Raw genomic sequence first — 25,204 nt, 5'->3', positions numbered from 1 at the left:
AGAAAAGGGGGACCGCCCCTATGTCTCGCCAAGAGATGTCACTGAACTCGCTCGCCGCCTCGGACGCCCCGGGCGCCGAGACGCTCCTCGAAAACGTCCGGTTCGAACTGATGCCGTTCGACAGTTTCGACGACGAAATACAGCACCTCCCCGAGGGCGCGACGATTGCGATCACCACCTCGCCCCAGTTAGGCATCGACAGAACCATCGAGAAGAGCGAGATGGCAGCCGAGAAGGGGTTCGACGTGGTTCCTCACGTAGCGGCACGGTACGTCGAGGACCGCGAGCACCTCGAAGAGATCGCTCGCCGGCTCACCGAGGCCGGGGTCACGGACATCTTCGTCCCCGGCGGCGACCGAGAGGAACCGGCCGGCGAGTTCGAGTCGGCGTACGACCTCCTCACGACCCTCTCGGAGACCGAGTACTCCTTCGAGGAGGTCGGCATCACCGGCTACCCGGAGGGCCACGAGTTCCTAGACGAGGAGACGCTGGCGGAGGCGATGCAGAAGAAGGAGCCGTACGCGACGTACATCGTCACGCAGCTCTGTTACGACCCCGAAGCCGTCCTCGAGTGGATCCGCGACGTCCGTGACCGCGGCGTCGACTTACCCGTCGAGATCGGTATCCCCGGCGTGATGAACTACAAGCGCCTGACGCAGATCTCACAGAAGGTCGGCGTCGGCGACTCCATCAAGTTCCTCAAGAAGACGACCGGCATCCTCGGCTTCGTCCGGCAACTCATCGGCTCGCGGGGGACCTACAAACCGGATTCCCTCGTCGACGGCCTCGGGCCGCACGCGGACGACGAGTCCTACAACATCCGCGGCCTCCACATCTACACGTTCAACCAGACGCCCGACACCGAGTCGTGGCGGAACGGTCGGCTCTCGACCTGAGTCGAGCATCGACCACAACCAGTCAATCTCGCTGTAGGTTCTGTCGAGGCTAGATTATTCCGTTGCCGGCCCCTGTAGCGAATATGACGTACGACACCGTCCGCGAGGTCGACCAGGCGATAGCCGACGCGCTCGAGGGCGAGCGCGCACGCCAGAACGACACGCTCGCGATGATCGCCAGCGAAAACCACGTCTCCGAGGCCGTCATGGAGGCCCAGAGTTCCGAACTCACCAACAAGTACGCCGAGGGCTACCCCGGCGAGCGCTACTACGGCGGCTGTGAGTACGCCGACGAGATCGAGGAACTGGCCATCGAACGCGCCCAGGAACTATGGGGCGCGGAGCACGTCAACGTCCAGCCGCACTCGGGTTCGCAGGCCAACATGGGCGTCTACCTCGCCGTCCTCGACCCGGGCGACAAGATCCTCTCACTTGACCTGACCCACGGCGGCCACCTTTCGCACGGCCACCCCGCGAACTTCGCCGGGCAGGTCTACGACGTCGAACAGTACGAGGTCGACGCCGAAACCGGGTACATCGACTACGAGGGCCTCGCCGACCACGCCGAGGAGTTCGACCCCGACGTCATCGTCTCGGGCTACTCGGCGTACCCCCGAGAGGTCGACTTCCAGCGGATCCAGGAGACCGCCGACGCCGCCGACGCCTACCACCTCGCCGACATCGCCCACATCACGGGACTGGTCGCCGCCGGTGTCCACGAGTCGCCCGTCGGCGTCGCCGACTTCGTCACCGGCTCGACGCACAAGACCATTCGCGCCGGCCGCGGCGGGATAATCATGTGCGGCGAGGAGCACGCCGACGACGTCGACGCGGCGGTGTTCCCCGGCTCGCAGGGCGGCCCGCTCATGCACAACGTCGCGGGCAAAGCGGTCGGCTTCGGCGAGGCGCTCGACCCCGAGTTCGAGGCGTACGCCGAACAGACCGTCGCCAACGCGAAGGCGCTGGGCGACCGTCTCCAAGAGCACGGCCTGGACCTCGTCTCCGATGGCACGGACAACCACCTCGTCCTCGTCGATTTGCGCCCGTCTCATCCCGACACGACGGGCAAGGAAGTCGAGGAAGCGCTCGAAGAAGCGGGTCTCGTGCTGAACGCGAACACGGTACCGGGCGAGACCCGGTCGGCGTTCAACCCCTCGGGCATCCGCGCAGGCACGCCGGCGCTGACGACGCGGGGCTTCGACGAGGACGCCTGTCGCGAAGTGGCCGACCTCATCTACGACGTCGTCGAGGCCCCACACGACGAGGGAATCATCGCGGCGGTGAGCGAGCACGTCGACGAGCTGACCGACGAGTACGCGCTCTACGAGTGAACGGGATGCGATCGGGCTGACATCGGGACCCCGATAGTCACTCCTCGACGACGTATTCCCCGAAGTTCTCGACGGAGCCGACGGGCGGGGCACCGAACGCCAGCCAGACGTGGCGCTCCTCGGTGTGGTTACAGAGGTTCCGTATCGTGTCGGGGTGGACGCGGACGAGGGCGCCGGCCGGGACATCGTGGACGTCCCCGTCGATAGCGATCTGGCCGTCCGTCACGGCGGAGAACACTTCTTCCTGGCCGTCGTGGGTGTGCGGCGTCGTCACTTCGCCGGGTTCGACCAGCACCTGGTTCACGCGCAGTTCGGTACAGCCGAGCGGCTCGGTCAGTTTCCGGACGGCCGTCTCGCAGGTCTGGAACGATTCCGGCGGCACCGCCTCCGGGTCGACGATGACGAAGTCGTCGGACATGTGCGACAGTCCCGGGCCGAGCGACTTGAATCTGGAGGCGGAAAGCAGATGGCAGAGAGGAATCGTCACGGCCGCCGGGCGGCCGGACGCGATGCCGTCAGTGAGTCGCGCCGATCAGTCGCTACTGCTTTCGGCTTCCTTGCGGGCGTTGAGCTTCGCCTGTTCGCGGGCGCTCGGGTTGACCGACTCCTTGAACGGCACCTTCGCGACCGTGGCGAACACCGGTTCGCCCTCCTCTTCGGCGTACTCGTCGGGGAGGTGGACTTCGAACTCCAAGTCGAGTGTCTCGTCGTAGATGTCGTCGTTGAGCGGCGTGTCCGTGACCTCCTGTATCTTGTCGGCGGGGACGAAGCCCATGCCGATGTTGGTTTCCAGGTCCGGGTTCCACCACGGCGACGTGAGGTAGCCGCACTCCTCGCCGGTGTCCGGATCGGAGATGATCCAGAAGTCCGGCGCGTAGTCGCGGATGGGTTCGCCGGCCATCTTCAGGCCGATGAGCTTGTGTTCGAACGGGTAGTCGCCGTTCTCGATCTGCTCTTTCTGCTTTTCGAGTTCCTCCTTGCCGATGTAGTCGGCCTCCTTGTCGTCGGGCACCTGATAGCCGAGGTTGACCTGGAACGGGGAGGTCTCGTGGTCCATGTCCTGTCCCCACGACATGATGCCGGCGGCGATGCGTCGGTGGTGGCCCGGCGCGATCTGGCGGCCGCCGTGGTCCTTGACGCTCGCCATGACCGGGTCCCAGACCCGCTCGGCGTACTTCTGAGCGTCTTTGACGTATATCTCGAAGCCCTTCTCGCCGGAGAAGCCGGTCTGGCTGATCAGCACGTCGACGCCGTCGATCTCGGCCTCCATCAGGCCGTAGTACGGGATGTCGCTGACCTTCTCGCCGACGACGTCGATCATCACGTCCTCGGACTTGGGACCCTGGATCTGCATCGGCGCGACGTCGATCTCGTCGATCTCGACGTCGAAGTCGTTGTCGACGTTGACGCCCTGGAGCCACTGCATCAGCGTCGAGTCGGAGATGGAGAACCAGAACTCGTCCTCTTCGGGGCGGAGCAGAACCGGGTCGTTGAGGACGCCGCCGTCCTCGTTACAGAGGATGACGTACTTCCCGTCCATCGCGTCCATCCCCGTCACGTCGCGGGTGACGACGTAGTTCGTGAGTTCCTCGGCGTCCGGACCCTTGACGCGGATCTGGCGCTCGACGGCCACGTCCCAGAGCGTCACGTCGTTGGTCAGGGCGTCGTACTCCTTCATCACGCCGCCGTCCTCGGGCTCGATGAGGCCGCGCGGGTGGTAGAGACGGTTGTAGACGGTGGCCCGCCAGGCGCCCTCCTCGTTGAAGGACTTGTGGAAGAAGGGTGATTTCCGAACGCGAGTCGAGACGAGCATCTCGATGTCGGGGTCACCGGTCTGACGGAGGTTTCGTGGGACTGTTCGATCAGATTGGTCGATACTCGGGTGGTTTGGGTGTTCCTCGTTCCCGCTCATGCTTGTAGAGCATGTCCGCAATCGCTAATAAAAGATAGCCCGGATAACACCCACCCTTTTTGTGTGGCTGTAGCACGCCGCCGTCGTCGACCGGCCCGAGACGGGGTGACTCACCGCGTCCGGCGAGCGTAGGTGACTATTTCGAAGGCATCGCGCCTGTCCCGGTCGACTACGCGCCACTGGCTCCAATCGACCGACGGGAAGGTCGTATCACCCTCGTAAGCGGCGTCTAATTCGGTCAATACCAGTTCGTCGGCGTCAGGGAGGAACTGCCGATATACCGACCCGCCGCCGATGACGTAGGCCGTCGCCGCGCCGGTAGACTGCGCCGCTGCGAGTGCGTCCGACCGCGACTCGACGACGGCGACTGAGTCGGGGAGGCTCTCAGGTCGATGGGTCAGGACGACGTTGTGTCGTTCCGGGAGCGGACCACCCAACTCTTGGGCGATAGTTTCGAACGTCCGGCGACCCACGATAACGGGGTGGCCCACTGTCGTCCGCTTGAAGTGTTCGAGGTCCTCGGGGTAGTGCCACGGAACCGAACCGTCGGCCCCGATGACGCCGTTCGCGGCGACCGCGGCGACGAGCGAAAGTGCCATTCTGTCTGTCGGTGAGACTGAAGCGGACATAATCTTTCGCCCCGTGTATCGTCGACACGTACGAAGAGAGCAATGCAGTAGATAGACGTGAGTGTAGTATTTATAATTAGAATTGTCGGATTTCGAGGTGTTTATCGGTCCCTGGATCCAAATTCTCGCATGAAGACGGTACGAATCTCCCCCGGCCCGGCCGCAGCCCACGCGTTCCGCCTCGGCGTAGGCGCTGGTGCTCTCGTCGGTCTCGTCGGTATCGGACTCCTCTACTGGGTCGGTGGCCTCACTCTAGCGTTCGTTGCGTACGCGCTCGTCTGCCTGTTTCCCGTATATCTCGTCTTCGTCGCGGCCGCGTTGAGCGTTTGGCTGGGGTACGACAAGGACGCGACGGCGCTCCGACCCGTGGTTCGGGAGAAGTAGCATCACTCCTCGTCGACGTCCGCGATAGTCGCGGCGACGAGGTTGCGCATCCCGCGGCGAAGTCGCCCGCTCATCGCCGTCGAGGAGAGTCCCAGCTCGCTGGCGACTTCGTCGAGCGAGATGTCGCGCGGTTCACCGAAGTACCCCTTCTCGTAGGCAGTTTTCAGCGCGGCGGTCTGCTCGTCGGTCAGACCGTAGGAAGTGTCGGTTCCCGCGTCGTCTGTCCCGTATATCTCGATAATCGTGAACGTCATACCCTGATCGGTAGCGAACTCCCAGATCGTGTTGAGAGCCTCTTTATCGGGGAGGAGTAGGCGAACGAGCCATCCGCTGCCCTTCGTTTCGGTGTGGACGAGAAATCCATTCACCTCGGTCACGACGTTGCTGATGAGGACCGTCTCGGGCGTGTGTTCGATGTAGTAGATGCCGGTGTCGTCGGTCCAGTCGACCAGTTCGTAGCTTTCGACCGTCGGGTCGTCGTCGAGCATCGTTTCGAGTTCTGCCCGGTCGTCGTATTTGATGAGAAAAGGGAAATTGGTCGCGCCGGGAGCGGTTGTTCCCTGCGTGACGACCCTGATTTCTACCTCACCGAGGCTCTGCAACGTGGGGATGAGCGCGAGTCGTTCGTGTTCGATGTGTATCTTCGCTGTAACTGACATATAGAGTGGGTCGTTTCGTTTGGAGAGTCACGTCCGAAAGGCGATGGAACCAATTCGTCGTCTGGACTCTTATACCGGGTATATATTAGTGTTTATCCTCCCCACGACGCGGCCGTACCTGTTCGGCGAGGACGCTCGAACGATCGCCTCCAACGCGACTAGCCATTTGTGCGTAAATCGGCTCATACATGGACCCATAACATGGCCAAATACGGCGAAAATAGTACAAATATAGATTTTATAACACTATATGCCGTATTGTAGCCACAGTATTTGCCTTTCTCTGAGATTTTCGGCTGCATCGGCGAGGGATATATCTCGATAAGCGATTTCAGACTTGCTTTGCGGTACGCGTCGGGTTCACTAGACTCGCTGAAGCGTCCATCCTGAGAGTTGCCGACGCTGCCAGATCTCGATAGTTGGGGAGTGAGATTGCTATGGGATGGTCGCCAAAACGGGAGAAGGAATGCTCCGACACGCTTGGCAAGTATAACAAAATATCATTCATGTTTACCCTACATAAAGAGGTGTAATTATACGCGATAGGACTAATGCGTACGTGGATACAAGGTATAGGTACAATGAGTGAAAGAGAACTCACAGACGAGATACGTGATGAGACACCGACTGAGAAATTCTATCTCCCTGCAGTCGCGTTTACGCCGACTTTCGATTGCATCGAGAGCTTCGTTGAGGAAGCCTTTGACTTTCACGGCGTCGTACTGATCCCGGAAAGCTATAACAAGTAGCGGCCTCTGATTTTCCCTGTCATTTAACGTCCCGCGCTTTCGTTCAGTTGTCCTCATCTATTGGCGACACCCCCACCCCGGATTTCAAATGAAATCGGTTCCAACGGAAGGAGGGGGTCAGCCGAGGGGGAATCCACTTGAGAGTCTTCTGATGGTTGTTTGCACGGTAAAAGGTTTCTAACCCGATAAGATGTCGTTTTAGACTTCAGGTGGAAACTGGCTGTCTCTTCGCGTTATTATATATTTTATTGTAACGGTAAAGTAGTAGTAGTAGTAAAGCTGTGAAAGTTGGATTCTCTGGAGGTAGAGCAAATATTGGATCGAGGCCCAGATCTGCTATAGCTGCATTTATATTATCGTTCTAGAGAAACCCGGCTAGAAATCCGTTAGCTATTCGCTCAACGTTCTCTCACAGTACATACCAATCTGACACCGAATTTCAATTGATTTCCGGTAGACAACGCTTCTTCTATGCAGTTAGTCGAGATTCACGAACGCCCTCTCCATAGCATCTCGCTCGACGATGGGGTTTACTCTTGCGGGAATTCATTTGAAATCCGGGGTGGGTGTGTAACGATGGCTGCATCCAGGTCGTTCGTTCGGAAATTTCATTTGAAATCTGGTGTGGGTGTGAGGGGTATCTTAGGTGTCCATCCGCACGAATCATCTGAAACCTGGTGTCCTCTGTGGATCTGCTCGTCTGTTATACAGGCGGCTCCAAGTGACGGGTCGATTCGAGGGAAAGAACTAAGTCAATTTCATTTGAAATCCGGTGTATGGCCTCAAGTGAGGAGCAGATGAGTACGCTCGGCGATTACGCTGCCGAGCACGGAGCAGTCGCCCACTCTCGCTCCAAGTCTCGCGATGATCCACTTTCTGTTCTGGACGAGGAAGACCCGATCTTCGCCGATGAAGACCTACTCCGTATTGACCATATCCCGGACCACGACAAAATCGTCGGGCGGAATAACCAGATCGAAACGGTTGCTCGTCGATTCAAACCGGCAATCACTGGCGGTTCCGGAAAAGGGACACTTCTACTCGGAAAATCCGGTTCCGGGAAAACACTCGTCACTCGGTATGTCTGTCGGGAGGTGGCGGAACGCGGTGCGGATAACGATGTTCGTATCGGCCGTGCTATTATTGACTGCGCGCAGCGTCGGTCAGAGGTCCAAACCATCATTCATCTCGCGAAGAGCCTCAATGATTCCGACAAAACAGGTGTGACGATTCCGCAGTCGGGCATTGCGACGGGGGCGTACTACGACCGATTATGGACGATTATCGACGAGCTCTACGATGCGGTTATTGTCGTCCTCGACGAGATCGACCGTCTCGCACCGTCTGACGACGTCCAAAACATTCTCCCAGAGGAAGCAGACGATAGTAAACTCCTCATGCAGCTGTCCCGAGCCGGTGAGGAGAATGACATCGAAGCCGGCATTACGGTTACCGGCATCAGTAACGACCTCAAATACGGTGATCGATTAGATACTCGTGTCGAAAGCTCGTTCGCCCCGGACGAGATCGTGTTCCCCGCGTACGATGCAAACCAGCTCGGCGATATTCTAGACCGACGTCGGGACGCCTACCACGGCGATATCCTTTCCGGGGACGTCATCCCGCTGTGTTCAGCGTTTTCTGCGCAGGAACACGGCGACGCACGGCGTGCTATCGATCTCTTCCGACTCGCTGGGGAAATCGCACGTAACGATGATGCCGACTTGGTTCGCGAAGAGCACGTCCGCGCTGCCAACGACGACGCTGAAGTGACGCGAATTCAGGATCTCATTCGAGGGTGTCCGACCCAGGCAAAGATCGCAATTGCCGCGCTTGCCGCGATGGACGAGTTCACGAACCAGTCGCATTTCAAAGCCACTGAGATGTATCAGATCTACCGTGAATTCGCGCAGTCGATCGATGCGGATGTCCTCGGACAGAAGCGAATCACCGATCAGCTTCGAGAGTACGAGACGCTGAAAATCATCGATATGGTTAGAACGAGTGATGGGTACCGAGAGGGTACGTATCTACAGATCTCGCTTCTGGACGAGGCAAGTCTCTTACTGCAATCGGTCGGCCTTGATGACCGCTGTTCGGAGATTCCGATCGATCCACGGATGCGCCAGCGGATCGTCGATATTGTCGGTCGCTAATCTCTTGGTTTCCCAAGGAACCACGAACTGCATCCTAATTTTGTACGCCTCTGGCGGGTGAGGTGTTCGAAGGGAACCCTGTAGAGAGCGCTAAGGTTAGTTAACTGGGGATCACCACAGCGGGCAAATCCAGTTGTGGCTGAGTTAGCCAGTGAGATGCTCATTTAGGTCCGGCCACACTCGAACTTAGACAACTCGATGTCATCTTCGGTTCCGAACCGCGTACTTCCCGCCTCCTATTATTCGTGTGGGTGATCGTCTTCGCCGTTCGCCGCATAGAGACCCTTATCCTTCTCGCGGGCGAAATCCTGTGCCTTCGCGATGTTATCGGCATATCGTGAGTCTGGCTCAGTCAGTATCCCGAGGCCGTATCCAGCAACGTACTCGTTATGTAGTGTTGTGCGTCCACTCCAGTCAAAGTAGATATAGACCAACGGAGTCCCATCATCGGTTGTTTCGCCCGTGTGACTGATGATCACATTATTATCTGTGCCGAGATTGTCTCGAGCGGCTTGGATAGCATCGGCACCGATGCTAACAAGTGCTGACTGATGGGCGGCGAGCTCAGCGTCTGTGGATGCCTTGTGGTAGTCGTACATCGTGGGATCGATGTGTGACCCATTTGGCTTGCCATAGGGACCGCTATCCTCTCGGTATTCGGGAATGCGGACGGCCGCCAGTTTCACGATACCCCGCTTATCGTGTTCTTCATAGTACATCTCAAAGGTATCTCCGGAGATCGCCTTCAGGAGATAGCCTGTCTGATTCCCAGTCTGGAATGACTGCTCTCCGACTGGAGTCGGAGTAGAGACCTCTCGGTCGGTCTTCTGTATATCTTCACCCGAACTTGCAGTAGGTGTCTCTTGGTCGGTTTTAACCACATCCGCGGTACTGGATTGGGGTATCTCGTCAGTCGTTTCAGCAGCTGACTGACTACCGGATGTCGGTCCGGAACATCCCGCGCTCACGAGGAGCAACGCAGTAGCAATAGCCGTAACCAATTGGCGCATAGTCTTCCAATACGAGGATAAATTGAATATATAAGCATGTCTCTCCCCCTATCATATTTGGTAGAGATTGACCTCCGTCTAAAGACGGAGGTATGCGCTATCAGTCTGTATCAGAACTAAAGTCGGTTGTGTATATACTGTACACACTCGATAGAATATTATGCCGAGAGAGGATCCTACTGCGACCAATGCCTACTGAAAGCTCTTGTTCAGTTTCGGACGCCGCCGAGCTGCAAGAGCTGCCACCGAGTGCAAAACTGGTTGCCAAGACCCTCGAATACGAGGGCAAACTCACACAACCGCAACTCTCGGAGTCAACGCTGCTCCCTGTTCGGACTGTTCGATCCGCGCTGAGAACGCTCGAAGAGAACGGCATCGTCACCGCTCGTATCTCGACGATGGACGCTCGACGACACGTCTACTCGCTCAAAACCGATCAGGACTGATTTTCTGGGCCTCCGATAGATGTGGGGCCGGATCCGCCCTGCTCGCGCTACTAGCTACTATCGAGTCTATGTCGTATTGAGCGAGGCTGTGAGCTGTTGCTGTGTGCTGAGTCCTGTCCGGAAGCGGTCGACGATCCGTGACTGGTGGTTCTGACAGGCAAGCACAGCAACTGCGCCATCCTGAACTGGAACCACCGGATGACGTGGATTGTGGGCGGCGAGGTGGCAGCTGGGGCAGTTTACACCCCCAGCGGGGTGATGATCGAGGAGATCTGCTGTGTCCGTGGTCGTATATTCACAGATGTCGGCGAACTTACTGAGATGATCGTCACAGCCCACCAGCGGAACCGTGAGCTGATCGAGGAGCAGGAAGGATGGTGTGTCGTTCGACTGGAGTGCAGACTCACACGCAGGGCACTGAACCGGCGGATGGCTCGGGACGTCGGCCGACTGAGGGGAGGACTCTACTGGACACATATTGTGGAGTGTGAGCCGTTTCGGTTTCCCACGCGGGTAAATGCTGGGTACGAATATCTGGCTTCGTTTCCCTACTGAATGGCTGTACTACCCATAATCAGACGATAATCGAATTTAGACGATGGGGTCGAATTTACTAACCAACAGGCAGACGATTTACACCGCTGCGTTGGTTAGTCGCGGAAACCGAGTTCGCTACTGGCGACTAGACACAGCTGTTACTACGGAATGTTAGTTGCGGTGACCAGTTCGTCGGTGAACGCTGTGAGGACTGCATCAGGGTCCGGCGTCGAGCCTGGCGCAGCTTCCCAGAGTTCGACGTCGAGTTCCTGTGTCGCCGTTATTCGCCCGTCTGTCGCGATCACCTTGAGAATCGCCTGTTGGTAGATGACGACCGTCCGCTCCTCGTCGACGTCGAGGTGTTCGATGCCAACTCGTTCGAGTGTGTCTTTGATATCTATTGGTTCGGGAAGTGTGCAGTGCTGCATTGGCATCTCGTCGGCAGTCATGGTGGTTGTTTCTGTTCTGTGGTACAAGTATGTCCGGTCACAAAAGCGCTGTTGTGTGGCGCTTAACAGAGTGTGACGGTTCGGGCTAGAACCAACACGGCTGCCGCTGGGCAACGCGTCCACGTTCCTGTCCTCCGCTGAAGTGTCCGGCGGGAGTACCCGACCACCGGACGAGAGAACCGAGGATTCACGGCTGGACCGCTGACCGCAGTCATTCGGTTGCGCAGGTAGCTGGAAAAACCTTCTCGCTAGATAGATTCGGGTCCCCCGCCAGCCCACTCGATCGGGTCGACGTCACCAGCGACGCCGTGCTACTCTCAACTCGAAGACGGGCGGTGATCGAGATGGTCCAGGCAGCCCCTTCACAGACGACTGCAAGCGACACAACGCCCGCACGGCGGACGGAGTGGTGACTGTGCTATCAGATCGGAGACCTCGTCCGCTACACCAAGTGGACTGAGGAGTTCGCCGCCGTCGAGGCGCTCGCCGTGCAGTACCGGGACGGCGACTACGAGGAGAACGTCGTCATCGAACGTCGCACGGAGGAAGACATAGAGACTGCTCTGACTGCCGAATTCGGAGAAGAGCCACACCGGCAAACGATCAAGCGCGTCTGGGAGGAACTGGTCGAGATCGGCGTCGACGGCCTTATCGAGAAGACTCGACAGGTCGGCCGGGCAGACACAGTCTCGAAGCAAAGAAACGTATCAGTGACACCAGAAACGCAGTGGAACAGTCCCTTACTACAGCGATAATAAAATATCTACTATCAGTAGCAGGCGGTACGATGTCGAGAGAGACGAGCCGCCGATCTATCCTGAAGCATATCGCGGGCGCAGGTGCCACTTTCTCACTGCTGTCGGGTGAGGTTACGGCCGCTCAGCCAACGTGCCGCAACGCGACTGCAACACCCCCCGCCGACGCGTGGCCAACGATTGGTCACGACGCCGGTCGGACGTACTACAATCCCGGAACTAGCGGCCCGCAAACGGAAGTCAGCGAGCGCTGGACGACGGCACTCCCCACTCGTGAACTCCCAACCATCGCCGGGGGCAAGGCCTACGTCGGCGGCTCATCGCTCCGCGCGCTCGACGTGGACGACGGGAGCCAAATCTGGGCGCGTAGTCCACCAAACTGCCGGTATACGACGCCCGCCATCGGCCCTGAGACCGTCTATTCGGCCGTGGCCCATCGGAACGACGACGAGCAAACCGTGACGATTCAGGCCCTCGATGCCACGGATGGCGTGCGGCGCTGGGCTACTGAACCGCTCGTCACGGGGGAGTCCGTAGCGGCCTCGGCTCCCGTCCTCGTCGACGGGACGATATTCGGTCTGGTCCGAGCCGAGCAAGAACGCTTCTTCTACGCGGTCTCGTTCGACTCTCGAGCGGTCGAGTGGCGGCACACGGTAGCGGAGTCGGTCGACGAATTCGCGGTCACGGACGGGACGCTAATCTACGCAGTCGAGGAACAGGTTCGCGCCATCTCCATCACCGGCGACACAGCGCAGTGGGCCGTCAACAGTCCACCTATTCGGGGGCTCGCAGCCGCTTCCGGGACAGTCGTCGTGGTGTCTGATAACAGCATCACCGCGCTGGCTACCGAAGACGGGACCGAACGCTGGCACACCGAACTCGGGTCAGTCGGCGAACCCGGGTTTGAGGGATCAAACAGCTTCGGCCAGCCTGCGCTCGCTGACGGGTCGGTTATTATCGGAACGCGCTCTTCTGTCTTTGCGAGCGTCAGACAGGAGGGCGGGGCGACGCTTTACAAACGGGACTTGATAACCGGCGAGCGCCAGGAAATCCAAGACGCTGTGCTGCGGCCCGCCATCCCGGACGATCTCGACTTCTACAATGAATCCCCGTACGTCCGCTACGGGTGGGGGCGCCCAGCTGTGAGTTCGGACACGATATTCGTTCCGCAATACGGTTCGATTAACGGCGGTTCGGGCTTCAATAGCGCCCGATCAGGTCTAGTCGCCATCGATAGAGAGACGTTCGAAGTTCGGTGGACCTCGACAGAAGTTGCGTCCTCACCTGTCATCGTGGCCGAAGACCGCCTCTTCGCTACGTCGGTCCGACACTCCGAATCCCTCCTTACAATGCTCGAAGCAGCAACGACGAACGACACGTGACAGCAGCCTTCGCGGTAGAGTCCTCGCTCTGACTCTGAACCACCACGTCGTAACGAATAAATTGGCACAGAGCGGGCGTTGATGCATGCGGTAGCACGTGTCCTGCCGCTGCTGGCGTTGCTCTGTAATCGTTGTCAGAAACATACCGTTATACCATCGAGATTTAAATATGCATATAGTATTTTGATTCTATAAGAGAAATAGTAGACAAGGAAACGGTCTATTTACTTATATATTTGACCATTGTATATATGAATCTATGTAACTAACGAGATATGGAGTCAAAATCTATATTGCATACGAGATCTACCGGTATGAAGCGACGATCCGAGTTCAGTAGCGGTATGGCTCCTATTGGTATTAACGCTGTCTTCAACAGAATTGTAGAACCAATAGCATTATTCCTATATCATGAAACTAGCCACTATGCTATTAGCTAATTTTTGGCACAGTTGGATTTTCGTGCTACTATCGGTTGAATTGTCAGATGATAATATAGAGCCCCGGAACACACCTGACGTCCACGAATCTTAGCGGATAGATAGTATCACTAAAATATGGTATACGCTGACACAGGCTTAGTCTGGCCGCTTAATAACGTTAGTACCCTTGTTATGGAGTAAGAGGGATCGTCATGTGATAGACAGTAACAACCAGGTTGAACCAATTCGGTTTCCGAAGGCTACTGAGCCCGCGGCTACATTTCTATTGAATTCATAGAGGGAATAGAATAGGAGGTTTAACGACTAATAACGATGCTGGAGAACCCAGTTATACGCTTGAGAAACATCCCGCTGTGTTAAACCGATGGGACAGCCACAGTGATCGTCAGAACTAGCTCACAAGAGAGTGAACGTTTATTTTGAATAATACTTATACCATTGGTTGGCTATATCTAGCACGCAGCATGCAACGACGCGAGTACATGCAAGGGTTAGCCAGTGCAGCTGGAATCGTTACCGTCTCGGCGACGGGCAAAGCACGCGAGGTCGACGACTTCGAGGGTCGCGGACCGCCATCCGAAGCTCCGCCCGCGAAAGGCGACACAGTGTTTGGACTTGCCGAACATATCGAGCCGGTTCGCGTTGGGATCATCGGACTCGGAAACCGCGGTTTCGGGATGACACAGCTCATCGATGCGATGGCTCCGAACAAAGGCGTCATCAACGCGATCTGTGACATCCGAGAGGAACCGGTACGCGAGATGGAACAGTGGATCGAAGAGGAAGGGAATAACGACACGCCCGCAACGTACACTGGATCCGAAAGCTGCTGGAAGGCGCTCGCTCAGCGAGACGATTTGGACCTGGTGTTCGTCTTCACTAATCATCAGAACCATGCACCGATGGCGGAGTACGCCATGAAAGAGGGGAAACACGTGGCAGTCGAGGTCCCCATGGCGACCACCATCGAAGAGCTCTGGACGCTGGTGGACACCGCAGAGAGGACCCAGAAGAACTGTATGATGTTGGAGAACGTCTGCTACTTCGATACTGAGATGTGGGTCCTGAATATGGTCCGTAACGGCGTCTTCGGCGACCAGTTGAACTACGCCTCCGGCGGGTATATCCACAATCTGGTGGCGGAGTACTTCTTCCAAGCCTACTGGAACGACTGGCGTTCACGGAACCACCTGAAGTACAAGGGCGACCTCTACCCCACCCACGGGCTGGGACCGATCGCCTTCTACATGGGGATTAACCGCGGCGATAGACTCCAGTTCATCTCCAGTCAAGAGAGCCCCGAGAGCCGGCTGACACAACGGGCTGCGGAACTCCCCGAAGACCACTGGGCCCACGATATCGACGACTGGGAGAACGGAGACACGACCCGCTCGGAGATTCTGACAGCGCAGGACCGTCAGATTCACCTCCAGTTCGACGTGAAAACCAATCGCGGGTACAGCCGGAAGAACGAACTTGCCGGTTCGGATGCGTACCACGAAGGCTTCCCGAGTAAACTCGCTGTCGACAGTGAAGGTCACGGGTTCGTCGACGAGAGCACCTACGAACAGTACTATGAGGAACATCGTCACCCGCTATGGGTTCAGATGGAAGAGATCGCCGAAGAGTACGGCGGTCACGGCGGCGGTGACTTCCTCGAAATCTACCGTCTGTTCGACGCGTTCAACCAGGGGCGGCCACTCGACATGAACGTCTACGACGGTGCCGCTTGGAGCGCTGTTCGGCCGCTATCGGCTATCTCGCTCGAGCACGAAGGAATGCCGGTGAAGTTTCCCGATTTCACCCGAGGGCGCTGGGAAGAGGACCGCGAACTGCAGGTCATGGATTTCGACACGATATAGAACGGTTGCGTCGCTCACATACCTGTAGAGCGAGCAACTTTCTCGTTTCCCATTATCTGATCGGCAATATCGCTATATCTCTGCACTAAACCCGGAATAGGGCCGTTTCGGGCGTCTATTCTCTCGCTCGAAATAACGCGGGTAGCATAGCAGTAGCATCTAAATAACCACAAGATATTAGTCATATACTACCAAAACGGGCAGTGCATGCCAGATAGTACCACGTTCAAGCGTCGTCGCGTACTGCAATCGTTAGCCGGTTTCGGAGCACTGTCGACGGGACTCGGTGTCGGGATGGCGAAGCAAAGTTCAAATGGAACAGCCGACAGTTCGGAGATGGAGAACCTCGTTCCCACCCCAGTCGATGTCAAATCGTCAAAGGCGGACTACACTCTCACGGAGAATACGGTCATCGAAGTCCGCGACGGGGAGGCGACCGAGGTCGCAGAGTACCTCGCGGGACTTCTCCGTCCATCGACGGGCTACGAACTCCCGATCGTCGAGGGGCCGTCAACGGGGCCAGACGGGAGTATCTCGCTCCGACTCGCTTCTGACTCGTCGGCTATCCAGTCGCAGGGGTATCGATTACAGGTTAACTCGGACGGCGTACAGATACGCGCTAGCGAACCGGCAGGGCTGTTCGCCGGCGTCCAGACGCTTCGGCAACTACTCCCGCCAGCTATCGAGGCAGATACCGAGCAATCCGCCGAATGGACCGTCTCCGGTGGGCGTATTCGCGACTATCCACGATTCACGTACCGCGGGGCCCATCTGGACGTCGCCCGTCACTTCTTCGGCGTCGAGACGGTCAAGCAGTACATCGATTATCTCGCACAGTACAAGGTGAATCACCTTCACCTCCATCTCACCGACGACCAGGGCTGGCGCATCGAGATCGACGGCTGGCCGAATCTCACCGACGAAGGTGCTGACTCGGAGGTCGGCGGCGGTTCCGGCGGGTACTATACCAAAGAGGAATATGCAGAAATCGTCCAGTACGCGCAAAGCCGGTTCGTCACGGTGATCCCGGAGATAGATATGCCGGGCCATACCGGTGCGGCGCTGGAGTCGTATGCCGAACTCAACTGCGACGGCGAGAAGCGACAGGAGGATACCGGCACGAACGTCGGCGACACCTCGCTGTGCCTTGATAAAGAGGTGACGTACGAGTTCATCGAGGACGTCATCAGCGAAGTCGCCGAAATGACTCCCGGTCCCTATCTCCATATCGGCGGCGACGAGGCGCATACGCTCTCCGACGAAGATTACAACGACTTCATGAGCTGCGCCATTCCGATGGTCATCGAACAGGGCAAGCGCCCGATCGGCTGGCACCAGATTCTCGGTGCCGATCCGCCGGAACAGACGATCGGCCAGTTCTGGGGGACGAGCAGCGACGCGCCCGAAGTGGCCGCGGCTGCCGAAGAGGGCCACGAATTGATTATGTCGCCCGCGACCGATGCTTATCTCGATATGAAGTACAACGAAGACACCGAATTGGGACTCGACTGGGCCGGATACACGCCCGTGCCTGACGCTTACGACTGGGACCCGGCCGGTTATATCGACGGGGTCGACGAGTCTTCGATTATGGGTCCCGAGACGGCGCTGTGGTCCGAGAATATCAGGACACTCTCCGACATCGAATTCATGCTGTTCCCCCGGTTCCCCGGCGTCGCCGAGCTCGGCTGGTCGCCCGAGGCGAAGACCGACGATTGGGACGAATTCAAGCATCGACTGGCGGCACAAGCTCCACGCTGGAACGTCCAGGGTGTGAACTACTATCAGTCTCCACAGGTCCCCTGGCCGGGGGAGTGAACTGCTTGTAGGCATCGCTTCATTGGCGGTAGCGCTTCACCGGAGTGCCATTCCAGTAACCGACGCTTCGGAACCACAGCACGGCAGTTTCCGAACGCGTCTCACAGACACGGGTCATGAACTCAGATACTGCGGATTATATGTGATTCCGACCGTTTCTCGTTTCGGGATTCGCGTTCATCATCTGCTTATACGAACTTCGACTAAAACACAGGAGATTATACGAGAATATTACTGAATGGAACGAATATAATGATATTCAATGCAGAATCGTCGGCTGATTCAGTTACCGAGGAGAAATTCGGATGTATCGCGCAGGTCGTCAGATTCAACGATGGTATCTGCCGCATCTATCGCTGCGTCCGGAACGCGTTCGTCCGGATCAAACAATATTGCGGTGTCGGCCTCTTCGAATGCTTCCGTATCGGTATGTGAGTCACCGATATATCGTATCTCAGTCTCGGGCAGTTCGCCGCGAAACTCTCGCAGTAACTCTCCTTTTTTCGAGGGACCGACGCCGACGTCGATATTCGACAGGTGTCCGTCGCTAAAGCGGAGAAAGTTTCCTCGGATGAACTCGAGATCCTGCTGTTCGAATCGGTGTGCCAAATTTCCCACGCCGGCACTGAGTATCCCGAACGGAATACTCTCCGCCTCGAGTGAATCGAGAACTTCCGTGGCACCTCTCTTGGGCTTAACCGCGCGAGTGGCGCGATCGATATCGGCGGCCGTAACTCCCGCATTGCGCCACGTATCGACCGTCATCCGACACCACTCTTCGAATGTAACCTCGCCCGACTCGTACTTAGCCGTAAGCTCCTCGCCGGCCTCGGCAGTCCCATAGAGCGTGTGCAATAGCTTGAATCCGCCCCGCTGTCGTGTCAGTGTTCCGTCGAGATCGAAGACGACGAGCCGACTCATTTACCGTTCTGCGATGACTTCGATTTCGACGTCGATATCGACCGGCAGCTTCACGACTTCGACGGCGCTTCGGGCCGGATACGGTGCAGACATGAGTTCGCCGTAGACGTCGTTGACTTCGTCATAGTACCGCATATCTTTGACGAAGACTGTCGACTTCACGACGTCGTCAAGGGACGCGTCACCCGCTTGGAGGACGGCATCGATATTCTGTAACGTGCGTCTCGTCTGTTCCGCGGGAGAGCCAGAGACGACATCACCAGTCTCGGGGTCGACCGGCCCCTGACCGGAAACGTAGATGCGGTCGCCGCTAGCGATGCCCTGCGAGTACGGCCCGATACTGTCCGGCGCGTCGTCGGTGGTGATCTCTTGCATGGATTGTCTCTTACTGCGGTCGTTCGTCGGCATCGTACATCTCGTTGAGGAACGGCGTGGCGAGCCCGGTCGTCAGTCCCCCGTCTAGGACGACGTTTTCCCCCGTTATGAAACTCGATCGCTCCGACGCGAGAAACAGCGCCGTGTCGGCGACCTCCTCGGGTGTTCCAAAGCGGCCCAGGGGGTACTGATCGAGCCATTGGTCTCGGGCACTCCCTTCGTTAGTCCGCTCCTCGGTGTTCTCCATCTCTCTGCGTCTATTTTCGGTTTCGATGGTCCCGGCCGAGAGGACGTTCGATCGAACACCGTGCTGGCCATAGTGTGCGGCAATGTTTCTCGAAAGAGCCAAGAGACCGCTCTTGGCCTCCGAATAGCCCGAGAGACCGATTCCGAATAGCCCATTGACCGAACCCATATGAATCATTGAACCGCCGCCGCTTGCTACCATGGCTGGTAACACCTCCTTGCTCAGCAGGAACTGACTCTTGAGATTCAGATCGAGCATGCGCTCGAACGTCTCCTCGTCACAGCGGTGCAACAGGTTCGCGGATTCGTCGGACCCGCCTGCGTTGTTCACGAGTGCTCGGATACCACCGAACTCCTCGATAGTCTGATCGACGAGGTCTCGGACCGCGTCCGAGTCGGTCACGTCGCACTCGAACGGAACGACTCGGCCATCGTATTCGTCGGTTAGTTCCGTCGCGACGGTCTCGACGTCGTCGTACGACCGCGAGCAGATCGCTACGTCGCCGCCTGACTCGGCAAACCGTGCCGCAATTTCTCGACCGATGCCGCGAGACGCGCCGGTTACGATCGCCGGACGGTCCCGTAGGGATAACTCTACCATGTCGGTTTCACCCACGGAGTCGTCCCCCTTGAACTTTTTTCTTGTCGGGTCACGAGATTCGATACTCCTCGACTGCATCTTCGTCGACTGAGATACCGAGGCCGGGGCCACGCGGGGCGGGGAGACACCCGTCACTGACTTCGAAGGGTGCCTCGATGATGTCGTCCTCCCACCCGTAGTACGTCGAGTCCGGTGGCAGAGAGAATCCGGGAATCCCAGTGAACGCGTGGAGGATCGCAGCCGTTCGGATACCGAGGTCAAACGCACAGTGATGCGTGAACGGAACACCGGCATCTTCGAGGACGGCCGCCTGCTGACGGAGCCCGCTGATACCGCCTGCCGGCGTTAGATCGATGACGCCGACGTCCATCGCACCGGCTTCGACGAGCGATTGGATATTGTGCGAGATATAGGTGTCCTCGTTGGGTGCGATCGGCTGTCGCAACCGCTGCCGGAGCCGAGATAGTGACCGGTGTGCATCAACCCGAATCGGCTGTTCCATGTACTGGAGGTAAATCCCCTCGTCTTCGAGCATCGCACCGACACGGACCGCTTGGTCGAGCGTCCAGCCCTGGTTCGGATCGAGCCGGAACTCGAGCTGTCCGTCCACTTCGTCGTGCATCGCGCTGATTCGTTTGACGTCCTCTCGCCAGTCCTCTCCCGCTTTGGTTTTGAGGACGTCAAAGCCCGCTTCGAGGGCTTCTCTGGCCTTGACACGTGATTCGTCTAGCGGAAGGATGCCGAGACAGAACGCGACTGGAACGGGATCCGGTGTCAGATTATCGCCGTCGATCGCTTGCCGATGCTGCTGAGAGCCCTGTGACGGTGCCGTCCACCCGCCGAGGAGCTCGTACACCGGTCGGTCGAGCGTTTTACCGACGATATCCCAGCAGGCCGTCTCGACGGCCGAGAAGAACATATCGACGTTCGTGTACTCGACGAACACCTGTCGCCGGAGCCGCTCGATCTCGAACGGAGACTGGCCCTGGATCATCGGCCCGACGCCGTCCTCGAGTATGGATTCGGTTGCGGCCGGTGACAGGAAGACGCGCATCTCGCCCCAGCCGCTGACGCCCTCGTCCGTATCGACGCGAACGAGGACACGTTCCATCGATTCCAGACGACCGTGATTCGTCACATATGGGCCGATCCCGAGGCGTTCATCTAAGTCGACCAGCGGCATATCTACAGTCACCGCTGTCACGTCAGTTATCTCCATACAGTTTCTTCAACTGGGAAGTAGTATCAAAGTACCGCTTCCGGTTATTACCCCACTGCATCGATCGCGTTGCCGACCCACTCCAGCGAGGATTCGGGCAAGAGTCCGTAATTGTAGAAGGACACGCGCGGGACGTCTTCGTCGCTGAGTCGCTGGACCATGTCGACGACAGTCGCTTCGTCGGAGACCGCCGGATGACCGGGCAAGAGACCGACGTGAAGTGGGACATCGTCCGCGATATCGTCGACGATTCCGTACTGTTCCATCACGTCTTCGGCGGTGGACTCGTAGGCCGGGAGACAGTAGTAGTCGACATACCGCGATAGCTCGTCGAGATCCGCACCGACCATCCACTCTCGACCCGGGTCCGGGACACCCACGTAGTAGCCAAGTGGCGTCTCACTTGCGGCGGTGGCCAGCTCAGCGTAGAGCGATGTGAGAGTTTGTTCACGCACGTCCACGTACGCACCGACAGCCGGGTGACTGTCGAGCCACTCCTCCGGCGAGCGATCGTATGGAATAGTCCCGTTGATGATCTCGTCGAGTGTCTCGACGACCGCCTCTCGAACCTGATCGACATCGACACCGGCGTCCGAGGCATTCGACTGACAGTGCGGACAGAAACACAGGCCGAAGAGGAACTCTCCCAGAGTGCCCAACTGAGCGTGTATCTTCTGGTGGTGCCAGCCGAATCCGGTCCCGTAGAAGTAATCGAACGTCTCCAGTTCGACCCGCCCGATCCCCTCTCGGGAAGCGATATCTTCGACGAGAGCAGCGAGGTACGTTCTGACCGCCGGGCGTGATGGACAGAGGCCAAACACCAGGTCGTCGCCGTACGCTGATTCGAGCGTGTACTGCCGGTTGTTCAGCCCCAGTCGGGAATTATGGCAGCCAACGGTCCAAGACGTCAAGTCGAGTTCCGACAGCCCCTCGGCGATCTCCGTTACCCAGTCGCCGTTCATTCCCTCGTATGGAATCGGTTCGAGCGCTCCGTACGCTTCCCCGGGATCGAAATACGAACTCGCGCGGGCGAAAATCGTCCGTCGTTCAGGATTATGTGGTGTGAACGCCTGAACCGTATGATAGTTCGTCGCCAGGTTCACTTCACCGATGCCGAGCGCCTGTAAGCGTGTTTCGACCGTTTCCGGTCCCTCTTCGAGGACGTCCCATGGATAGATCCACGTAGCGAACTCCATGCATAGGCCTCCACCGGAGCGATAATAAAAGTGAAGGCGGCTACTCCTTGACCGCGCCAGCCGTCATCCCGGAGACGATGTACTCCTCGAGGAAGGCGAATAGGATCAGGAGCGGAATGATGCCGATCACCGACACCGTCAGCATCATCCGCCAGTCTGTTTGGAGCGCGCCGACCATCGAGAAGACGCCGCGCGGGACGTTGTATTTGCTGCTATCGGTCAGGAACGTAAGGACGAACAGCAGCCGATTCCACGCATAGAGGAACGTGTACGTGATGCTAGCGACGAGCGCGGGTTTGGTCAGCGGCAGGACGATCTTCGTGAGGATCTGGAACTGGCTGGCGCCGTCGATGCGGGCCGACTCCTCCAGTTCGATCGGGATCGTCTTGAAGTAGCCATACAGCATCCAGACGTTGAACGGTAGCGTAAACGCCGCGGCCGGGATGATGACGGCGAAATAGGTGTTGTAGAAGTTCAGTTGGACGATAACGTCGAACAGACCGACGATGAGGACGACCGGGGCGAACATCTGAACGACCAGGACCGCCAAGAGGAACGTCCGCTTCCCGACGAAGTCGTTACGGGCACACGAGTAGCCGGCGGGGATAGCGAGCAGCAGCGTCAGCGCTACTGTTCCCAGGGAGATGAGGAAGCTGTTCCCGATCCAGAGCAAGACGTCCGTCTGCGTCCAGACCTGGAAGTACGCCTCGAAGGTCGGATTTTGCGGGAACAGCGTCGCCGGCGAGTTGAACATCTCCTGCGAGGGCTTGATCGTGCTGGTGAACATCGTATAGAACGGGAACATCATGATCCCCAGCAACGCTATGAGGACCCCGTAGATGCGAACCTTGCGGAGGCCGCTCCGGTCGTGTCCAGCCATCGTCATAGCTCTTCACCTCCGCTTGTGTAGACGCGCAGGTAGACGACTGCAAACACTCCCAGGATGGCGAAGCCGATGACGCTGTAGGCCGCACCGAGACCGAGATTGCCTTGAGCGAAGGCTGTCTCGAAGATCCAGATGACCAGCGTCGCCGTGCTGTTTATCGGGCCGCCGCCGGTCATCGTCCAGATGACGTCGAAGCTGACGAACGTCCAGATAGTCGACAGCAGCGTCGCGATGAGCAGCACGCTCTTCAGCTGGGGGAGCGTGACATACCGGAACTGATGCCACTTTTCGGCACCGTCGACGGCAGCGGCTTCGTAGAGCTGGTCGGGGATGGACTGGAGGCCCGCAAGGATGATGATGGCCATAAACGGCGTCCCGATCCAGGCATCGGCGACGACAACGCCAAGCCACGCAGTCTGGGGATTACCGAGGATACCGATCCCCTGTTCTATCACGCCGAGTTTCAGGAGGATCGCGTTGATATAACCGTACTGCGGGTGTTCCATCCATCGGAAGACCACGGCCGAGATAGCATAGGGAATGCCCCACGGGATGAGGAACCCCGTCCGGAAGAACTTCCGACCTTTAATGTCACCCTTGAGGTGGAGTGCGATGAGTAGCCCGAGGGTGGTCTTCAGGAAGACGGAGACGACTACCCAGCGGCCGGTTTGCCAGACCAGCTGGTAGAATATCTGGCTGTTGAGTATAGTGGTGTAATGCTGGAACCCGATGAAGGTCTCCGTCGTAGCGGATTCGGGCGCTCGATACAGCGATAGTCGGAACGTCTCGAAGATCGGATACCCGACCACCGAGAGGAGGAAGAGCGCCGCTGGCGCGATCAGCAAGTACGCTCGGTAGTTCCGCCGAAGATAGCCGACAGTCTGCTCGTATCGCGAGTCGGGCGTATTTTCTGTGTATTGTTCGGCAATTCCCATTAGTTACTCATGAGCTCTTTCAGGTCACTCTGTGCGTCGTCGAGTGCCTGTTTGGGCTGTTTCTGTTCGGCCAGCGCCTCTTGGATCGCCTGGACCATCCGACTGTTGAACTGATTGAACTGCTTGAGCTTCGGCCGAGCGCGGGCGTACTCACTCGCCTTGACGAAGGGTGCCCAGTTTTTCGACTCCGTGAAGTAATCGCGTTCCAGGACGTCTTTCGTCACCGGGAGGAAGCCTTTCTGCTTCGAGTACTGGAAGCGACGTTCCTCGTCGTAATAGAAGTCGATGAAGTCATACGCTAAGTCCTGCACTTCGCTCTGGCTGAACACGGCCAGCGTGTCGATGGTGTAGAGGCTGTATCGAGCGGCGGGTCCCTTGGGAACCTGCACGATGCCGTAATCGAAGTCGACTTCCCCCTTCTCTTTGGCACTCTCGATATTCAGCCCCGTATAGACGTGTCCGATGACCATCCCGAGTTCACCGGCCTCGAATAGCTGACGGATGTCTTGACGGGTTGAGGACAGTGGCGAGGACTGGGTCACTTGGTGCTCGTTTGCGAGGTCGGTGTAGAACGATAACGCATCCACGGCTTCGGGCGTATTGACGACCGGTTTCATCGAAACCGCATTGTCCCCCTGGTCGCTGACCAGGTCCGCACCGTAGGACCAGTGGTAGTGATAGTACTGCGAGCCGGTTTCGATGGCGTCCGCTCCCGCGAGTCCGAGGGCGGGCTTGGAGACGCTATCCGAGTTCTTGATTTGCTTTGCGGCCGCCAACATCTCCTGCCAGGAGTCAAGCGAGGGGTTTTCCGGATCGAGGCCGGCCTGCTCGAAGATGTCCTTGTTGTAGTACAGACACTTGTTCGAGGCCGCCCACGGGACGCCGTAGAAGTGGTCTTGATATCGAGTCCCGTTAGCAACGCCTTCGGGGAACTTGTCGAGGAATTCCCCCTGCATCAGATCGTCTAAGGACACGAGCGCGTCCTTCCCCACTAACTGCGGAATCCATCGCGCGGGCCACCGAGCGACGTCAGGGGCTTTGTTGCCATCGACTCGGTTGTTGACCGTTGTCTTGGCGTTATCCCAAGTGACGCTCGTGAACTCGACGTTGACGTCGTGTTCCTCTTCGAATTTCTTATTGTTCTCTTGGAAGAAGCTCTTGATGTTGTCGCCGACGCCCATCGTGAGGAACTGGATGGTCTGCTGACCGCCGCCGCCACCACTGCTACCGTTTCCGTCACCGCCATCACCACCACCGTCGCCGCTACAGCCAGCGATAGCGATGGCACCGCCAGCACTCAGGGCCTGCAGTAGCTGTCTACGGTCGATGCTGTCCTGACCAGAGTCGGGCATATCACTCGGCTGCATCGTATGATTGACTTAGCTCCATATACATAATTGTTTGTGT

25 protein-coding genes are annotated in these 25,204 nt (G+C 58.0%); 11 read left to right on the top strand and 14 right to left on the bottom strand.

The window, feature by feature from the left end; all coding sequences use genetic code 11:
• The first annotated feature begins 35 nt into the window (after positions 1–35).
• Together GO488_RS18410 and glyA are read left to right on the top strand one after the other, a co-directional pair.
• A complete protein-coding gene (locus tag GO488_RS18410) occupies positions 36–896 on the top strand; it encodes a methylenetetrahydrofolate reductase (protein WP_162319446.1) in 861 nt (286 codons plus the stop codon).
• Between the two features lie 83 nt (positions 897–979).
• Positions 980–2,227 carry a serine hydroxymethyltransferase gene (glyA, locus tag GO488_RS18405; RefSeq protein WP_162319317.1) on the top strand — a complete coding sequence of 416 codons (1,248 nt, stop codon included), beginning with the start codon at positions 980–982 and terminating at the stop codon, positions 2,225–2,227.
• A 37-nt stretch (positions 2,228–2,264) separates the two neighbouring features.
• Here glyA and GO488_RS18400 read toward each other — a convergent pair whose 3' ends face one another.
• The 3 genes from GO488_RS18400 to GO488_RS18390 all read right to left on the bottom strand — a co-directional run bounded on the left by GO488_RS18400 (position 2,265) and on the right by GO488_RS18390 (position 4,738).
• On the bottom strand, positions 2,265–2,645 hold the full coding sequence (locus tag GO488_RS18400; RefSeq protein WP_162319316.1) for a cupin domain-containing protein: 381 nt from the start codon (positions 2,643–2,645) through the stop codon (positions 2,265–2,267).
• 114 nt (positions 2,646–2,759) lie between these two features.
• Complete coding sequence (locus tag GO488_RS18395; protein WP_162319315.1) at positions 2,760–4,139, bottom strand: aminomethyltransferase family protein; 1,380 nt, start codon at positions 4,137–4,139, stop codon at positions 2,760–2,762.
• A gap of 110 nt (positions 4,140–4,249) precedes the next feature.
• Positions 4,250–4,738 carry a dihydrofolate reductase gene (locus GO488_RS18390; protein ID WP_162319314.1) on the bottom strand — a complete coding sequence of 163 codons (489 nt, stop codon included), beginning with the start codon at positions 4,736–4,738 and terminating at the stop codon, positions 4,250–4,252.
• Positions 4,739–4,897: 159 nt separating this feature from the next.
• On the opposite strand from GO488_RS18390, the gene GO488_RS18385 reads away from it, so the two are divergent.
• A complete protein-coding gene (locus tag GO488_RS18385) occupies positions 4,898–5,152 on the top strand; it encodes a hypothetical protein (protein WP_162319313.1) in 255 nt (84 codons plus the stop codon).
• Positions 5,153–5,154: 2 nt separating this feature from the next.
• On the opposite strand, the gene GO488_RS18380 is transcribed toward GO488_RS18385, so the two are convergent.
• Entirely contained in the window at positions 5,155–5,811 is a 657-nt protein-coding gene (locus tag GO488_RS18380) for a helix-turn-helix domain-containing protein (RefSeq protein ID WP_162319312.1), read from the bottom strand.
• Positions 5,812–6,392: 581 nt separating this feature from the next.
• On the opposite strand from GO488_RS18380, the gene GO488_RS19760 reads away from it, so the two are divergent.
• Together GO488_RS19760 and GO488_RS18375 are read left to right on the top strand one after the other, a co-directional pair.
• The gene (locus GO488_RS19760; protein WP_164509663.1) at positions 6,393–6,560 is read left to right on the top strand and encodes a hypothetical protein; all 168 of its coding nucleotides are present in this window, start codon (positions 6,393–6,395) and stop codon (positions 6,558–6,560) included.
• 776 nt (positions 6,561–7,336) lie between these two features.
• Positions 7,337–8,716, top strand: coding sequence for a Cdc6/Cdc18 family protein (locus GO488_RS18375; protein ID WP_162319311.1), 1,380 nt, complete (start codon positions 7,337–7,339; stop codon positions 8,714–8,716).
• Positions 8,717–8,955: 239 nt separating this feature from the next.
• Here GO488_RS18375 and GO488_RS18370 read toward each other — a convergent pair whose 3' ends face one another.
• Entirely contained in the window at positions 8,956–9,597 is a 642-nt protein-coding gene (locus GO488_RS18370; protein WP_162319310.1) for a hypothetical protein, read from the bottom strand.
• Positions 9,598–9,914: 317 nt separating this feature from the next.
• Between GO488_RS18370 and GO488_RS18365 the strand changes: the two genes are divergently transcribed.
• Entirely contained in the window at positions 9,915–10,172 is a 258-nt protein-coding gene (locus GO488_RS18365) for a helix-turn-helix domain-containing protein (protein WP_162319309.1), read from the top strand.
• Positions 10,173–10,316: 144 nt separating this feature from the next.
• Positions 10,317–10,727, top strand: a complete 411-nt coding sequence (locus GO488_RS19810; protein WP_162319308.1) for a hypothetical protein — start codon at positions 10,317–10,319, stop codon at positions 10,725–10,727.
• A 143-nt stretch (positions 10,728–10,870) separates the two neighbouring features.
• Here GO488_RS19810 and GO488_RS18355 read toward each other — a convergent pair whose 3' ends face one another.
• Positions 10,871–11,158: a hypothetical protein gene (locus tag GO488_RS18355; protein ID WP_162319307.1), complete on the bottom strand. Its 288-nt coding sequence runs from the start codon at positions 11,156–11,158 to the stop codon at positions 10,871–10,873.
• 488 nt (positions 11,159–11,646) lie between these two features.
• Between GO488_RS18355 and GO488_RS19990 the strand changes: the two genes are divergently transcribed.
• The 4 genes from GO488_RS19990 (at position 11,647) to GO488_RS18335 (ending at position 17,418) form a co-directional block, all read left to right on the top strand.
• A complete protein-coding gene (locus GO488_RS19990; protein ID WP_162319287.1) occupies positions 11,647–11,913 on the top strand; it encodes a hypothetical protein in 267 nt (88 codons plus the stop codon).
• A 32-nt stretch (positions 11,914–11,945) separates the two neighbouring features.
• Positions 11,946–13,295, top strand: a complete 1,350-nt coding sequence (locus GO488_RS18345; RefSeq protein ID WP_162319306.1) for an outer membrane protein assembly factor BamB family protein — start codon at positions 11,946–11,948, stop codon at positions 13,293–13,295.
• A 907-nt stretch (positions 13,296–14,202) separates the two neighbouring features.
• Entirely contained in the window at positions 14,203–15,600 is a 1,398-nt protein-coding gene (locus GO488_RS18340; protein ID WP_162319305.1) for a Gfo/Idh/MocA family protein, read from the top strand.
• A gap of 207 nt (positions 15,601–15,807) precedes the next feature.
• Positions 15,808–17,418 (top strand): family 20 glycosylhydrolase, encoded by a 1,611-nt coding sequence (locus tag GO488_RS18335; RefSeq protein WP_162319304.1) that lies wholly within the window; start codon positions 15,808–15,810, stop codon positions 17,416–17,418.
• 282 nt (positions 17,419–17,700) lie between these two features.
• Here GO488_RS18335 and GO488_RS18330 read toward each other — a convergent pair whose 3' ends face one another.
• The 8 genes from GO488_RS18330 to GO488_RS18295 are packed head-to-tail and all read right to left on the bottom strand — an operon-like array spanning position 17,701 to position 25,164.
• Positions 17,701–18,339, bottom strand: coding sequence for an HAD family hydrolase (locus tag GO488_RS18330; protein ID WP_162319303.1), 639 nt, complete (start codon positions 18,337–18,339; stop codon positions 17,701–17,703).
• The gene (locus GO488_RS18325; protein WP_162319445.1) at positions 18,340–18,714 is read right to left on the bottom strand and encodes a Rid family detoxifying hydrolase; all 375 of its coding nucleotides are present in this window, start codon (positions 18,712–18,714) and stop codon (positions 18,340–18,342) included.
• A gap of 10 nt (positions 18,715–18,724) precedes the next feature.
• Entirely contained in the window at positions 18,725–19,561 is an 837-nt protein-coding gene (locus GO488_RS18320; protein ID WP_162319444.1) for an SDR family NAD(P)-dependent oxidoreductase, read from the bottom strand.
• A 49-nt stretch (positions 19,562–19,610) separates the two neighbouring features.
• Complete coding sequence (locus GO488_RS18315) at positions 19,611–20,780, bottom strand: mandelate racemase/muconate lactonizing enzyme family protein (RefSeq protein WP_162319302.1); 1,170 nt, start codon at positions 20,778–20,780, stop codon at positions 19,611–19,613.
• A gap of 47 nt (positions 20,781–20,827) precedes the next feature.
• Positions 20,828–21,976, bottom strand: coding sequence for a hypothetical protein (locus GO488_RS18310; RefSeq protein ID WP_162319301.1), 1,149 nt, complete (start codon positions 21,974–21,976; stop codon positions 20,828–20,830).
• 40 nt (positions 21,977–22,016) lie between these two features.
• Positions 22,017–22,862: a carbohydrate ABC transporter permease gene (locus GO488_RS18305; RefSeq protein WP_162319300.1), complete on the bottom strand. Its 846-nt coding sequence runs from the start codon at positions 22,860–22,862 to the stop codon at positions 22,017–22,019.
• Entirely contained in the window at positions 22,859–23,797 is a 939-nt protein-coding gene (locus tag GO488_RS18300) for a carbohydrate ABC transporter permease (protein WP_162319299.1), read from the bottom strand. Before GO488_RS18300 ends, GO488_RS18305 begins: the two co-directional genes overlap by 4 nt.
• Complete coding sequence (locus tag GO488_RS18295; protein ID WP_162319298.1) at positions 23,797–25,164, bottom strand: ABC transporter substrate-binding protein; 1,368 nt, start codon at positions 25,162–25,164, stop codon at positions 23,797–23,799. The genes GO488_RS18300 and GO488_RS18295 overlap by 1 nt, the downstream gene beginning before the upstream one ends.
• Positions 25,165–25,204: the final 40 nt, after the last annotated feature.

It is taken from the genome of Haloarcula limicola, from assembly GCF_010119205.1.
In the GTDB taxonomy this organism is placed as follows: domain Archaea; phylum Halobacteriota; class Halobacteria; order Halobacteriales; family Haloarculaceae; genus Haloarcula; species Haloarcula limicola.
This window is presented reverse-complemented; position numbering and strand designations above follow the sequence as displayed.

Coding starts and splice junctions, on each gene's coding strand:
- GO488_RS18410 (WP_162319446.1), top strand. CDS start 36: ATGTCACTGAACTCGCTCGCCGCCTCGGACGCCCCGGGCGCCGAGACG.
- glyA (WP_162319317.1), top strand. CDS start 980: ATGACGTACGACACCGTCCGCGAGGTCGACCAGGCGATAGCCGACGCG.
- GO488_RS18400 (WP_162319316.1), bottom strand. CDS start 2,645: ATGTCCGACGACTTCGTCATCGTCGACCCGGAGGCGGTGCCGCCGGAA.
- GO488_RS18395 (WP_162319315.1), bottom strand. CDS start 4,139: ATGAGCGGGAACGAGGAACACCCAAACCACCCGAGTATCGACCAATCT.
- GO488_RS18390 (WP_162319314.1), bottom strand. CDS start 4,738: ATGGCACTTTCGCTCGTCGCCGCGGTCGCCGCGAACGGCGTCATCGGG.
- GO488_RS18385 (WP_162319313.1), top strand. CDS start 4,898: ATGAAGACGGTACGAATCTCCCCCGGCCCGGCCGCAGCCCACGCGTTC.
- GO488_RS18380 (WP_162319312.1), bottom strand. CDS start 5,811: ATGTCAGTTACAGCGAAGATACACATCGAACACGAACGACTCGCGCTC.
- GO488_RS19760 (WP_164509663.1), top strand. CDS start 6,393: ATGAGTGAAAGAGAACTCACAGACGAGATACGTGATGAGACACCGACT.
- GO488_RS18375 (WP_162319311.1), top strand. CDS start 7,337: ATGGCCTCAAGTGAGGAGCAGATGAGTACGCTCGGCGATTACGCTGCC.
- GO488_RS18365 (WP_162319309.1), top strand. CDS start 9,915: ATGCCTACTGAAAGCTCTTGTTCAGTTTCGGACGCCGCCGAGCTGCAA.
- GO488_RS18355 (WP_162319307.1), bottom strand. CDS start 11,158: ATGACTGCCGACGAGATGCCAATGCAGCACTGCACACTTCCCGAACCA.
- GO488_RS18345 (WP_162319306.1), top strand. CDS start 11,946: ATGTCGAGAGAGACGAGCCGCCGATCTATCCTGAAGCATATCGCGGGC.
- GO488_RS18340 (WP_162319305.1), top strand. CDS start 14,203: ATGCAACGACGCGAGTACATGCAAGGGTTAGCCAGTGCAGCTGGAATC.
- GO488_RS18335 (WP_162319304.1), top strand. CDS start 15,808: ATGCCAGATAGTACCACGTTCAAGCGTCGTCGCGTACTGCAATCGTTA.
- GO488_RS18330 (WP_162319303.1), bottom strand. CDS start 18,339: ATGAGTCGGCTCGTCGTCTTCGATCTCGACGGAACACTGACACGACAG.
- GO488_RS18325 (WP_162319445.1), bottom strand. CDS start 18,714: ATGCAAGAGATCACCACCGACGACGCGCCGGACAGTATCGGGCCGTAC.
- GO488_RS18320 (WP_162319444.1), bottom strand. CDS start 19,561: ATGGTAGAGTTATCCCTACGGGACCGTCCGGCGATCGTAACCGGCGCG.
- GO488_RS18315 (WP_162319302.1), bottom strand. CDS start 20,780: ATGGAGATAACTGACGTGACAGCGGTGACTGTAGATATGCCGCTGGTC.
- GO488_RS18310 (WP_162319301.1), bottom strand. CDS start 21,976: ATGGAGTTCGCTACGTGGATCTATCCATGGGACGTCCTCGAAGAGGGA.
- GO488_RS18305 (WP_162319300.1), bottom strand. CDS start 22,862: ATGACGATGGCTGGACACGACCGGAGCGGCCTCCGCAAGGTTCGCATC.
- GO488_RS18300 (WP_162319299.1), bottom strand. CDS start 23,797: ATGGGAATTGCCGAACAATACACAGAAAATACGCCCGACTCGCGATAC.
- GO488_RS18295 (WP_162319298.1), bottom strand. CDS start 25,164: ATGCAGCCGAGTGATATGCCCGACTCTGGTCAGGACAGCATCGACCGT.